We start from the raw sequence: 12,718 nt of genomic DNA, 5'->3' as shown, positions 1-12,718 counted from the left end.
CAGTCATGGAGACTTCAATATGCAAAATCGCATTTTGCGTCGCCACTCACCTTTCATTCTAGGTGCTGCTCTACTGTCATCGAGCGCTTCGGTGCAAGCCATCGACTTCGATGTACAGGGCACCAACGTATCGATCTACGGCTATGCCAAGCTCGATATCATGTACGACACGGGTGATGTGAAATCAGGCAACAGCGATGGGCTGGGAGATAGCGTCAATTTCGATAAGATCGCCGTCGATGGACAGTCGAGCACCAGTGGTCACTCGAACTTGAGCGCTGGTGAGTCCCGGATCGGTTTTCGTACCACCACGCCAACCGAGCGAGGCGACCTGATTACCAACATTGAAGGGGATTTCTTTTTCGGCGACTTCCGCCTACGCCAAGCGTATGGATCCTGGAATGGTATCACCGCCGGTCAGACCTGGAGTAACTTTCATACCTTTATTAGTACCACGCCAACACTCGACTTTACCGGGCCCGCTGGTCGTGATGCTTTTCTTCGACAGGCGCAGTTACGCTACTCACTGGGAGATTTCCATATCGCGTTGGAAGACCCCAGTGGCGTCATGTCGGGCGATTCTTTCGATGGGGGATACAGCGCGGTCAATGGAGGCAAGTCCATTGCCGGTACCGACGTCGACCGTAAGGATGGTCTGCCCGATCTCACATTGCGCTATGAGTCCGGAGCCGGAGCGGCGAAATGGGCCACAGCGGCGCTGGTGCGAGAGGTGGCTTTCGATTCCGGCGGAGAGAAAGATTCTGCGATCGGCTGGGGAGTTTTCGCGGCCGGGAGTTACGCGCTTACTCAGTCCACCACGATTCGCGGCCAGCTGACCGGTGGTGACGGTATCGGTGCCTATATGAAGGTCAATCCGGCACCGGCAGCGTATCGTGTTGGCAACGACCTTGAGACCATACCCACTTGGGGCGGCACGCTCGGCATCAGTCAAGACATGGGGCCGGGCACGTTCAACGTCTCCTATTCTCGGGTCGAAGCGGATTGGGACGACGCCGAGCGCGATGGCGTATCTCTGGTCGACACCGATAACTCCGGCGGATTCGTCGACGCCTACGATGGGGTGCACGAGTTGATTCACATAAACTATCTCTGGAATCCGACCGAGAACGTCACCTACGGCGTTGAGTTGGCGCACGCCGTGCGAGAAACCGTTGATCACCGGGACGGCAGCGTCAACCGGATTCAGGGCAGCGTTATTTATGAATTCTGAGTCGCTGTATCGATGAGGGAACCATCCTGAGCTTGAGATATTGAGGTTAAGGGGGATCTCAAACTCAAAACACAACGCTATTGTGCCGGTCACCTAGACTGGTCGCGAGCCTGCATGGATAGCATGACCATCTTGGCCAAAAGAGGGACTGGCTATAGGTCCCAACCCCGGGACGGATCCAACTCCTGTTGGTGGATCGTCACGGGGTTCTCCCATTCCCGTCATGCCGTATCACGCGATTAGTCGGAGACACTGGCCTGCATGGTAGAGCGTAAATCCACTTTCATAGGCGGAACGCCATAGCGCAGCTGCCCGGACCGGGGAGGCCGGGCGTATTGGCAATGGCAACAGGCTGTCGTCATCGTGCATGAGATAGTGAGCGAACCCTCTACCGACGACGGTGCCGGTGGTAATGCCGCGGCCATTGTATCCGGTGACCGCCAGGATACCTGGCGCCGGTTCGAACAGCCGCAGGGTATGATCGGGCGTGAAAGCGATTCGCCCGGTCCAGGCGCATTCCCAGTTGACGGTATCGAGTTGGGGAAAATAATACTGCTGTATGCGATCGGCCCAGCAGCGCAGGAATGAGGCGGGTTTGCTATCCCCTTTGCCCAGGCTTCCCAGTATCAATCGGCCGTCGGCATCACGGCGAATGCTGCTCAAGACCATACGCGTATCCCAGGCTCCCTGACGATCGGGAAGGATGTCTTCAGCCTGGGTGTCGGAAAGTGGTTCGGAAGCCACTTGGTAGAAATGGCCGGCAAAGAAGTGGTGGCGTACGTGGTTCCACTGGTCCTCGGTATAGGCGTTCGTGGCCAGTACCAGCCGCGACGCCGCGATACTGCCGCGATCCGTGGTAACGCGCCAGCCATCACCTGCGCGTTCCATTCCCGTGGCGGCACTGTGGGTATAGAGTCGTGCACCATTGGTGTGAGCCGCCCGTGCCAACCCACGGGTATAGGCCGCAGGATTCAGCGTGCCGGCCCGATGGTCGAGGAGGGCCCTGTTGATTCGTTGCGAGCCAAGACGACGCCAGCATGACTCGCCTTCGAGTAACTCCACCGGGGTGCCTCGGTGCTGAAACTGTGCCGCGCGTCGTGCCAGTTCCTGCTCCCCCTTGCCATTGTGGGCCAGATGTAGCGTTCCGGTACGGGTGGCATGGCAATCGATGCGATGCCGTTCGATAAGCGAAAATACCTCGGTAGGCGCAGCACCGAGTGTCGCATTGACGCGCTCGCCGTCGACCTCCCCCAGGGTCTCTGCGATGTCGTCCGGGGGGATCCACAGCCCGGCGTTGACGAGGCCGACATTGCGTCCGGATCCACCATTGGGGATGTCCCCCGCCTCGATGAGGGAGACGCTGATACCGGCTTCGGCAAGATGAAGCGCGGTGCTCAGCCCTGTGATACCGCCACCAATGACGGCAACATCGGCACGGTGATCGCCTTCCAGGGCCTCGAGGCTCAATGGTGGCTCGGGTGACGTGGCATACCATAGGCAGCGTTCCTGCATGATGCCTCCCGCTAGACTGGTTGATACTGATCGCACATTGGTCGATGGGTCTTGTCGTTATTGACGAGCCTCGTCGATAGTCGACCAGTCATAGAAACGTTGTGGGTTATGCTGCATGGCTTGTTGCTGAAGCTCGATCAGTTCCCGCACTTCTCTGGCCGGTTCTTCCTCCGGATGACGGGCAAGCCACGTCTCCAGGTCGCGTTGTGCCCGTGGGGACAGCGGTTCAAAATCACCCTGAGACTGGATCAGTGCCAGTTTGCGCTCCTCTTGTCGCAATGAATAGCTCAAGGCGACGGTGGCGACACCCCACAGGGCGATGATGGATGCGGTCATGACGATGATGGCGGAAAGACTCATGATGGCTGACCTCCGGAAGGCGTAGTGGCATAGGATGTGTCACGACGACGGCTCATGATCCACATGCAAAGCGGAATCAACAGCGTCAGCAGTGCAAGGCCACTGACGGTTTTCCAGGGGGTCTGGCTAAGATTGCTGTAGAGAAAATAAGCCATGATTCCCAGCATGATGGCGGGAATCTGGAAGCGGACGATGGGTTCCCATAGCTTGGGTATGTAGAGATCGGCCCCCCGGTTGAGGCTCAGCACCCGCAGGCGGCTGGCATCGAACTTCCAGCCGATGGCGATCATGATGATGAAGGTGGCCAGGGGCAGTCCCCAGTTGCCGACGACGAAGTCCAGATAGCCAAGGATATCGGCATTCATGGCGCTGGGGATTCCGAGCAACCAGATGATTCCGCAGATGGTCAGCACGGCCTTGCTGCGCCCGGTGGACTTCTCTTCCCGATACGTCGTGACACCGACTTCCGTAATGGCAATGGCGGTGGTCAGGTTGGCGAAGAAGAAACCCATGAAGAACAATAGCGCCCAGAGATAGCCGCCTGTCATGCTGCCGAAGGCACTGGCCAGGGCCACGAAGGCCAGTTCGGCGCCCGAGGTCGGCGAGATGCCGAAGGCGAAAACGATGGGGAAAACGGCGAAGATGGCCAGCAGCCCGAAACTGGTATTGCCGATGGCCGTGAAGATGCCGCCACCGAGGGGAATATCGTCGTTGCGTCCCAGGTAACTGCCGTAGGTCAGGGCAATGCCCCAGCCGAGGCCGGTGGAGAACAGGGCTTGCCCCAATGCCGCCAGCCAGGTCTCGCCCCGTGCGAGGTATTCCCAATTCGGCGAGAAGCTGAACTCCAGACCGGCCATGGCGCCCGGCAAGGTCAGGCCCCGGATGGCGATGGCGATTAAGGCGATCGTCAGGATCGGCATCATCCATTTGGCCAGACGTTCAATGCCGCCCTTGATTCCAAGCAGTAGGATACCGGTGACCATCAGCATGGCGATGCTGTGCATGCCGACGTTCAAGGCGGTGTTGCCACTGAAGTTCTGCCAGAGTACGGCCGTGTCGAACTCGGTTTGCGTGAACGTGCCGATCAGGGCATGAAAGGCATAGTAGATAGACCAGCCGACGATCGATGAATAGTACGACATCAGCACGATATTGAAGATCAGGATCACCAGCCCCAGACCGACGAAGCGATTGTTGCCGTAGAGCTTGCGGAAGGTGCCGAGCAGGCCTTGTCGGGTATGGCGGCCGAGACTTGTCTCGCCCATCAGACCGGGCACGGCGATCAGGTAGAGCAGCAGGAAATAAGCGATCAGGAACGCCCCGCCCCCGTTTTCACCCGTGACATAGGGCATGCGCCAGATATTGCCGGCACCGACCATGGCACCGACCACGGCCATCAGGTAGCCGAAGCGGCTACCCCATTGTTCTCTCGAGATTGTTGTTGTCATCGTTGACTCCAAAACCGTTGTTGGAATGCCTGCCCACTTACCGCCATGTCTCGAGACCGACATGGCGATGGTCGTGATCAGTCGAACTTGATGCCTTGTGCCAGCGGCAGTTCGCGGGAGTAATTGACGGTGTTGGTTTGTCGGCGCATGTAGCTCTTCCAGATATCCGATCCGGATTCACGACCGCCGCCGGTCTCCTTTTCGCCGCCGAAGGCTCCGCCGATCTCGGCGCCGCTGGGGCCGATGTTGACGTTGGCAATACCACAGTCGCTGCCCTGATCGGAGATGAAGGTTTCGGCCTCTCGCACGTCGCTGGTGAAAATGCACGACGACAGTCCTTGTGGGACATCGTTGTGCAATGTCATCGCTTCATCGAAGTCGCGGTAGCTCATGACGTAGAGGATCGGGGCGAAGGTCTCGTTCTTGACCAGTTCGTCCTGATGCTCGACCTCGACGATGGCAGGGCTGACGTAATAGGCATTGGGGTAAGCGTCAGCCAGCTGGCGCTCTCCACCGAATACCGTGGCGCCTTGCCGGCGAGCCCTGTCCAGCACGGATTGCATCTGGTCATAGGCCTGGGAATCGATCAGCGGACCGACCAGGTTGCCTTCCATCGGATCGCCGATGCTGATGCCCGTATAGGCTTTCTTCAGCCGTTCGAGGACATTATCGCGGATGGATTCATGGACGATCAGACGGCGCAGCGTGGTGCAGCGCTGGCCGGCGGTACCGACGGCGGAGAACAGGATGGCGCGCACGGCCATGTCCAGATCGGCACTGGGGGCCAGGATCATGCCGTTGTTGCCGCCGAGTTCCAGGATGCTGCGGCCGAAACGGGCGGCGACGCGCGGTGCGACTTCGCGCCCCATTCGCGTGCTGCCGGTGGCACTGATCAGTGGCACGCTGGGATCATCGGTCAGGCGCTCGCCGGCCTCGCGATCACCGATGATGACCTGGCTGAGGTCCTGTGGGGCCTCGTCGCCGAACTCGGCCATGGCACGCTCGAGCAGGGCCTGGCAGGCCAGCGCGGTCAATGGGGTCTTCTCGGAGGGTTTCCACAGCAGGCTATTGCCACATACCAGGGCCAGAGCGGCATTCCAGGCCCAGGGCGCCACCGGGAAGTTGAAGGCGGTAATCAGGCCGATCGGCCCCAGCGGATGCCAGCTTTCACGCATGTGGTGGCCGGGCCGCTCCGAGGCGATGGTCAGGCCATAGAGCTGACGCGACTGACCAACGGCGAGATCGCAGATATCGATCATTTCCTGCACTTCGCCAAGACCTTCCTGGTAGATCTTGCCGCACTCCAGGGTGACCAGCGTGCCGAGATCCTCCTTGTGGCGACGCAGTTGCTCGCCGAACAGCCTCACCAACTCACCGCGTCGGGGGGCGGGAACCCGGCTCCACTGCTCGAACGCCTGCCGGGCGCGGGCAATGCGAGCGTCTACCGCCTTTCCGTCCTCCAGCCGGACCCGACCGATCTCGGCCCCATCGGAGGGGGAGGTCACGGGATAGTCGCCGTCCCGGTATAGGGACTCGGCCACGCCGAGGCGCTGCATGACAGTGTCGATCATTCTTCCTCCTACTGCTGACACAGGATGGATACAAACCATCCGCAGTATTGCCGCGGCAATTGACCTGGCTCAAACGACGTTTTATACAGACGTCATTCCATTTTTTCGTGAAAAGGGTGTCAGCATGAGTCGTCGCCATCTACCTACCTTCACTGCCATGCAATGCTTCGAGGCGTCGGCACGCCACTTGAGTTTCACCCGTGCGGCAGACGAACTGAACCTGACCCAGAGCGCCGTCAGCAAGCAGGTCGCTCAACTCGAGTCGATTCTGGAACATCCGCTGTTTCGCCGTGTGCGCAAGCGTCTCCAGGTGACACCTGAGGGGTCGCTATACCTGACGGAAGTCCGCAAGATACTGTCGCAGGTCGAGATGTCGACGCGTTATATGCAGTCATACGGAGGGCAGAGCGAGGTATTGCATGTCACTACGCTTCCGACCTTCGGTTCGCGATGGCTGGTACCCAGGCTCAACGGGTTTCGTTTTCGCCACCCCAATATCTATCTGAATATCAGCAATCGGGTGGAACCGTTCGATCTCGAGGAGGAGCGCGTCGATGTCGCCTTCTTCTTCGGTCATGGTGCCTGGCCGAAAGCCGAGTGCATCAAGCTGCTCGACGAAGAAGTGGTGGCGGTGTGTTCACCGCATGTCCTGCCCGCGGAAGGCATCCATGATCCGCTGGATCTGACGCAACTGGTGCTGTTGCAAAGCGCGACACGCCCTGAAGTCTGGCATGACTGGTTCGAGGCCCAGGGTTGTTACACGCCCCATAGTTACCATGGCCCGCGCTTCGATACGTTCTACATGGCCCTGCAGGCGGCACGGGCCGGCTGTGGTGTCACATTGGTACCGCGTTTCCTGGCCGAAGAAGAACTCGGGGCGGGGCAACTGGTGATTCCCTGGGAGTTCTCGTTGATCAGTCACAACGCCTACTATCTGGCCTATCCGGAGCACAAGGGCGATGTCGGCAAGGTCAAGGGCTTCATCGATTGGATACTCGAGTATCGGGATAAACCGATCACCCTCGATCAGCACACCAGCCAGTCCATGCCTTGAGCTCATGATACTGAATCGGGGTGGCTTCATTGTGGCGATGCCTTCTCGATAGGAGGGCTCGGGTGCTCTGGTAGTTCATTATTTTTTGGAATGCTTTGCCAAGTTTTTTTCGTTTGAAGCCGCCCTTGGGGTCTGCTTTGATCGTGTCATCAAACGCACGCGATGAATCGACAGGATCCCTGCATGGCCTTTCCACATATCAGTGACTCCATCGGTGTCGTTCACCCCCTCTGTATTGCGCGAGGCCGCAATGCCGAGGTCTGGGACGAGGACGGCAACCACTATATCGATTTCATCGGAGGTATTGGCGTTCTCAACCTGGGGCATTGTCACCCTGTGGTGGTCGAGGCGGTCACGCAACAGGTCGGAACCTTGATGCACTCCGCCTTCAACGCCGTGCCGCATCGCGGCTATCTTGAGGTGGCCAGGGCGCTGGACGCCTTCGTGCCGGTGGCCTACCCGCTGTCATGCATGCTGACCAACAGCGGTGCCGAGGCCACCGAAAATGCGCTCAAGGTAGCGCGTGCGGCGACCGGGCGTCAGACGGTGATAGCCTTTGATGACGGTTTTCATGGCCGTACGCTCGCCGCCCTGAATCTCAATGGCAAGGTCCAGCCCTATAAGAACCGGCTCGGTGCCTTGCCCGGGCCGGTACATCATCTGCCTTTTCCGAGCCGCGATGGCGATATCGATGCGAACCAGGCCATGGCGGCGTTGGAGCGCCTTTTCGAGGTGGACGTGCCGGTCGATGAGGTGGCCTGTATCATCGTCGAGCCGGTACAGGGCGAAGGCGGCTTCCGCCGGCTCGATGCGGACTTTGCGCGCCGCCTGCGTGATCTCTGCGACCGGCATGGCATCGTCTTGATCATCGACGAGATCCAGTCCGGATTCGGCCGCACGGGTCAGCGTTTTGCCTTTCCTCGACTCGGCATCGAGCCGGACCTGCTGCTGATGGGCAAGAGCATGGCGGCGGGGCTACCGCTGGCAGCGGTGGCCGGCCGGGAGGCGCTCATGGATGCCGTTCCCAAAGGCGGGCTGGGCGGTACCTACTCGGGTAATGCCGTGGCTTGCGCGGCGGCCAGGGTGGTCATGGAGTTGATGAGCGAAGATGACCTGCATCAATGGGGTGAACGTCAGGAAGTCCTGATCCTCGAGTCGTATCGCCAATGGCGCACATGCGGTCGTTTCCCGATGCTTGGCGAACTGACCGGTGTGGGTGCCATGCGCGGCATCGTCTTCGACGACACACCCGACGCCAGCGGTAAAGAACATCTGGCGGCGCTATTGCGTGCCGCTCGGCAAGCGGGGCTGCTGTTGATGCCCAGCGGTCGGTATCGCAATGTGTTGCGGCTGCTGCCGCCATTGACCACGGAACCCGAGATAATGCGGGAAGGCCTCGCCAGACTCGAACGGGCGCTGGAGACGCTACCCGGCGCCATCTCGGAACATTCGACGACAGATACCACGAGGTCGATGACATGACATCCTTTGTCGCCTTAGATGACATTCGCGATCGTTTCTCCAAGGCCATGTCGGCCATGTACCAGACCGAGGTTCCCCAGTACGGCACCCTGCTCGAGCTCGTGGAGGAGGTGAACCGCGAGGTACTGGAGCACAGTCCGGCAATGGCCAGACAGCTCGCCGCGCATGATGAGCTGGATCGACTGAGCGTGGAACGCCATGGCGCGGTTCGCGTCGGCACCGCCGACGAACTTTCCATGCTGCGTCGACTGTTCGCGGTGATGGGGATGGTTCCGGTCGGCTATTACGATCTCTCCGAGGCCGGTGTACCGGTCCACTCGACGGCTTTCCGGCCCATCGACGATGATGCGCTGGCACGCAATCCCTTTCGCGTCTTCACGTCATTGCTGCGCCTGGAACTGATCGATAACGCTGAACTGCGTGAGCGTGCTGCCTCGATCCTCGCCGAGCGCGATATTTTCACGCCCGCTGCCCGGGAGTTGATCGACTGCCACGAGCGTCAGGGCGGATTGACCGACGAACAGGCCGATCGTTTCGTCGCCGCAGCGCTGGAGACCTTCCGTTGGCATCATGACGCTACCGTCGACTGGGATACCTATGAGGCGCTGCACGCCGAACATCGGTTGATCGCCGATGTGGTCTGTTTCCGCGGGCCGCATATCAATCACTTGACGCCCCGCACTCTCGATATCGACGAGGTTCAGCGACGCATGCCGGCAGTGGGGATGAATCCCAAGGAAGTGATCGAGGGGCCGCCTCGTCGTGACTGTCCGATCCTGCTGCGTCAGACCAGCTTCAAGGCGCTGGAAGAATCGATCCGCTTTGCCGGTGAGCAGCAAGGCACCCACACCGCCCGCTTCGGTGAAATCGAACAGCGCGGCGTTGCCCTGACACCCACCGGGCGGGCGCTCTACGACCGACAGCTCAGCGAGTCACGCCAACGTGCCGCGGGGCTGGCCAATACCGAGCACCAGCGCGTACTGGCGGAGGTGTTTGCCGACTTCCCGGATTCCGAGCGCGAACTGCGACGTCAGGGACTGGCGTTCTTCGAGTACCGACTGACTGACGCAGGCCGCAAGGCGGGCCCGGTCGAGGAGACCGATCTGGAACGGCTGATCGACCAAGGATTGGTCGTCGCCAGGCCGATCACGTACGAGGATTTCCTGCCTGTCAGTGCCGCCGGCATCTTCCAGTCGAATCTCGGGGGTGGTCAGAACGAAGCCTATACCGGCAATGCCAACCGTGACGCCTTCGAGGCGGCTCTGGGAGCGTCCGTGACCGATGAGTTGGCTCTCTATGCCGAGCGTGAGCGAGCATCCAGGCAGGCGGTGTGCGAAGCACTAGGGGGGTGATTCGGAGCGCACCTGGTCCTGGCAGTACCCGACCGGCCTCATCACGTCGCTGACGAGGCTTCATGCCGTGATGCTCGCCGCGTGAGATAAAGCCGCCGCACTAAGGCAACTATGAACAGGGCCGTCAGTATCAGTACGATCGTGGGGGCGGGCGCGCTATCCAGGAAAAAGCTCAGATATGTTCCGGCAAGCATGCTGACGACACACATGACCACCGAGACGATCAGCATGTGCGCAAAGCTCCGGACCAGGAGGAAGGCGATCGCGCCCGGCGTCACCAGCAGGGCTACGGCCAGAATCAGCCCCGTCGCCGAGAGCGTTGCCACGATCGTCAATGACATGATGGCGAGGAGCCCATAGTGCAGCCAGCCGGTACGCAATCCGCAAGCTTGAGCCTGTGCGGGATCGAAGGCATGCAGGAGCCAGTCTTTCCATTTCAGCAGCACGATCGATGACGTGCCTAGTGCGATGAGTCCCGTCGTCCATAGGTCTTTCGTGCCGACCCCCAGCATGTTGCCGAACAGGATGTGATCGAGGTGCTGATCCGTGTTGATCGAGACGTACATCACGATACCCAGCCCGAACATGCCCGAAAATACCACGCCCATGACGGTATCCTGCTTGATCCGGCTGTTATGGGAGAGATAGCCGGTCGCGACCGCACACACCATGCCGGCGGTGAACGCGCCAAGGATGAGCGGTAGCCCGAGTATCCAGGCAATGACGATGCCGGGCAGCACGGCGTGACTGACGGCATCGCCCATCAGCGCCCACCCCTTGAGGACCAGGAAGCACGACAGCAGCGCCGTTGGTACGGCAGCCATCATGGCGATCAGGAACGCGTTCTGCATGAACGGGAACTGGAACGGGAGTAGCAGTGTGTCAAGCATCGTCGGTGTTCCCGGTCGGTTTACTGGATGTCCGTTTCAGGCAATGTGTCGCCGGAAGAAGCGCGTGATGCAGCGGCCGCCTTGCGACGTGCCGCGAGGAGTCCGTGCTTTGGCGCCAGCAGGAACGTGGCCAGGAATATCAGCGTCTGGAGTGTCACGATGATGCCGCCGGTCGCGCCATTCAGGAAATAGCTGGCATAGGCACCGAGGAAACTCGTCACTCCGCCGATAGCGACTGACAGACCGATCAGCCTCGGAAACCTGTCACATAGCAGATAGGCCGTGGCGCCCGGCGTCACTACCATGGCGATAACGAGAAACGCACCCACCGTCATCATCGCTGCCACCACCGAGACGGAGAGCAGCAGGAAGAACAGGGCCTTCATGAGGTCAGGACGCAGACCGACCGAGCGAGCATGATTTTCGTCGAAGAAGGTCACCATGAGATCCTTCCATTTCACCAGCAGGATGGCTAACGAGACGACGCCGATGATTGCCAGTTGCAGGGTGTCTTCCGGCGTGATGGCCAGGATATTGCCCATGATGATCGTCTGAATGCTGACCGACATGGGATTGATCGAAACCAGGAACAGACCGATCCCGAAGAATGAGGTGAAAATGATGCCGATGATGACATCGACCTTGAGTCCTGACCTGTCACTGAGAAAGAGCATGGAAGCGGATGCCAGCGCACCGGCGATGAATGCCCCCAAGGCAAAAGGCAGCCCCAGCATGTAGGCGCCGGCGACGCCGGGGACGACCGAATGTGAGAGCGCGTCACCGATCAGTGACCAGCCCTTGAGCATCAGATACGATGACAGGAAACCGCAAACCCCGCCAACCAGGGCGGACACCCACATGGCATTGGCCATATAGCCGTAATCGAACGGTTGCAGCAGCAATTCGATCATGACTTGTTGCCTTCGTGTTCGCGCGTCTGGGTTTCTCCGCCATACTGTACGAACGGCCGCTCATCATCGGTGATGATACTGAGCTCGCGTCGATCCTCGTCGTCATGGAGCGCTTCACCGCCGAGGGTGAAGTGGCGCAGTATCCCACCGAAGGCGTTCTCGAGGTTTCGGCGCGTAAACACGGTTTCGGTAGGGCCCGAGGCGAGTACCGTCCCCTTGATCAAGATCGTGCGGTCACAGAACTCGGGTACCGAGCCGAGATTGTGCGTAGAGACGAGCATGACGCGTCCTTCGTTGCGGAGTTCGCGCAACAGGGCGACGATCTGTTCCTCGGTGGTCGCGTCAACGCCGGTAAAGGGCTCATCGAGCAGGATGACCTGGCCTTCCTGGGCGAGCGCACGGGCCAGGAAGACACGTTTCCGTTGTCCGCCTGACAGTTCGCCGATCTGTCGCTGCCGAAACGCCGTCATGTTCACACGCCCGAGCGCTTGAGTGACGGCCTCGTGATCAATGCGGCGAGGTTGGCGGAGAAAGTTCATGTGCCCGTAACGGCCCATCATCACCACGTCCTCGACGAGGACGGGAAACGCCCAGTCGACCTCCTCGGATTGGGGGACATAGGCAACGAGATTGGCCCGTAATGCCTCTCGAACGCTATAGCCCAGCAGTCGAATATCGCCCTTGCCGGCCGGCAGGAATCCCATGATGGCCTTGAAAAGGGTGGATTTGCCGGCACCGTTGACGCCGACCAGCGCAGTGACGGTGCCGCGCGGGACCGCAAAACTGGCATCGTGAAGCGCGGTATGGCCGTTGCGATACGTGACGGTGAGACCTTTGGCGAGTATCCCGGCGCCAGCCTCTTCGCTCGGTTGTTCGATACGCTGACGAGATGTTTGAAGCATGACAC

The 12,718-nt window shown here is 60.0% G+C and carries 11 protein-coding genes; 4 read left to right on the top strand and 7 right to left on the bottom strand.

The window, feature by feature from the left end; all coding sequences use genetic code 11:
* Window positions 1-19 precede the first annotated feature (19 nt).
* A complete protein-coding gene (locus BLW01_RS06145; protein WP_092568635.1) occupies window positions 20-1,231 on the top strand; it encodes a DcaP family trimeric outer membrane transporter in 1,212 nt (403 codons plus the stop codon).
* Window positions 1,232-1,462: 231 nt separating this feature from the next.
* Here the strand turns inward: BLW01_RS06145 and amaA are convergent, their stop codons facing one another.
* The 4 genes from amaA to amaB all read right to left on the bottom strand — a co-directional run bounded on the left by amaA (window position 1,463) and on the right by amaB (window position 6,122).
* Entirely contained in the window at window positions 1,463-2,743 is a 1,281-nt protein-coding gene (gene amaA, locus BLW01_RS06140) for an L-pipecolate oxidase (RefSeq protein ID WP_092568634.1), read from the bottom strand.
* A 57-nt stretch (window positions 2,744-2,800) separates the two neighbouring features.
* Complete coding sequence (locus tag BLW01_RS06135; protein WP_092568633.1) at window positions 2,801-3,103, bottom strand: DUF8026 family protein; 303 nt, start codon at window positions 3,101-3,103, stop codon at window positions 2,801-2,803.
* The gene (locus tag BLW01_RS06130) at window positions 3,100-4,551 is read right to left on the bottom strand and encodes a sodium-dependent transporter (protein ID WP_092568632.1); all 1,452 of its coding nucleotides are present in this window, start codon (window positions 4,549-4,551) and stop codon (window positions 3,100-3,102) included. Before BLW01_RS06130 ends, BLW01_RS06135 begins: the two co-directional genes overlap by 4 nt.
* A gap of 77 nt (window positions 4,552-4,628) precedes the next feature.
* Window positions 4,629-6,122, bottom strand: a complete 1,494-nt coding sequence (amaB, locus tag BLW01_RS06125; RefSeq protein WP_092568631.1) for an L-piperidine-6-carboxylate dehydrogenase — start codon at window positions 6,120-6,122, stop codon at window positions 4,629-4,631.
* 124 nt (window positions 6,123-6,246) lie between these two features.
* Between amaB and gcvA the strand changes: the two genes are divergently transcribed.
* The 3 genes from gcvA (at window position 6,247) to hglS (ending at window position 10,010) form a co-directional block, all read left to right on the top strand.
* Complete coding sequence (gene gcvA / locus BLW01_RS06120; RefSeq protein WP_092568630.1) at window positions 6,247-7,176, top strand: transcriptional regulator GcvA; 930 nt, start codon at window positions 6,247-6,249, stop codon at window positions 7,174-7,176.
* 183 nt (window positions 7,177-7,359) lie between these two features.
* Entirely contained in the window at window positions 7,360-8,658 is a 1,299-nt protein-coding gene (locus BLW01_RS06115) for a 2-aminoadipate transaminase (RefSeq protein WP_092568629.1), read from the top strand.
* Window positions 8,655-10,010 carry a 2-oxoadipate dioxygenase/decarboxylase HglS gene (gene hglS, locus BLW01_RS06110; protein WP_092568628.1) on the top strand — a complete coding sequence of 452 codons (1,356 nt, stop codon included), beginning with the start codon at window positions 8,655-8,657 and terminating at the stop codon, window positions 10,008-10,010. The genes BLW01_RS06115 and hglS overlap by 4 nt, the downstream gene beginning before the upstream one ends.
* 41 nt (window positions 10,011-10,051) lie before the next feature.
* Here the strand turns inward: hglS and BLW01_RS06105 are convergent, their stop codons facing one another.
* Genes BLW01_RS06105 through BLW01_RS06095 form a run of 3 tightly spaced genes read right to left on the bottom strand, consistent with a single transcriptional unit; the run spans window position 10,052 to window position 12,713 of the window.
* Window positions 10,052-10,900 carry a metal ABC transporter permease gene (locus BLW01_RS06105; RefSeq protein ID WP_092568627.1) on the bottom strand — a complete coding sequence of 283 codons (849 nt, stop codon included), beginning with the start codon at window positions 10,898-10,900 and terminating at the stop codon, window positions 10,052-10,054.
* A gap of 20 nt (window positions 10,901-10,920) precedes the next feature.
* Window positions 10,921-11,811, bottom strand: a complete 891-nt coding sequence (locus tag BLW01_RS06100) for a metal ABC transporter permease (protein WP_175529786.1) — start codon at window positions 11,809-11,811, stop codon at window positions 10,921-10,923.
* The gene (locus tag BLW01_RS06095; protein ID WP_092568626.1) at window positions 11,808-12,713 is read right to left on the bottom strand and encodes a manganese/iron ABC transporter ATP-binding protein; all 906 of its coding nucleotides are present in this window, start codon (window positions 12,711-12,713) and stop codon (window positions 11,808-11,810) included. Before BLW01_RS06095 ends, BLW01_RS06100 begins: the two co-directional genes overlap by 4 nt.
* Window positions 12,714-12,718 lie beyond the last annotated feature (5 nt).

The sequence above is a fragment of the Aidingimonas halophila genome, from assembly GCF_900106955.1.
GTDB classification, from domain to species: Bacteria; Pseudomonadota; Gammaproteobacteria; order Pseudomonadales; family Halomonadaceae; genus Aidingimonas; species Aidingimonas halophila.
Note: the sequence above shows the minus strand (reverse complement) of the source record. Positions and strands in the feature narration are given on the sequence as shown.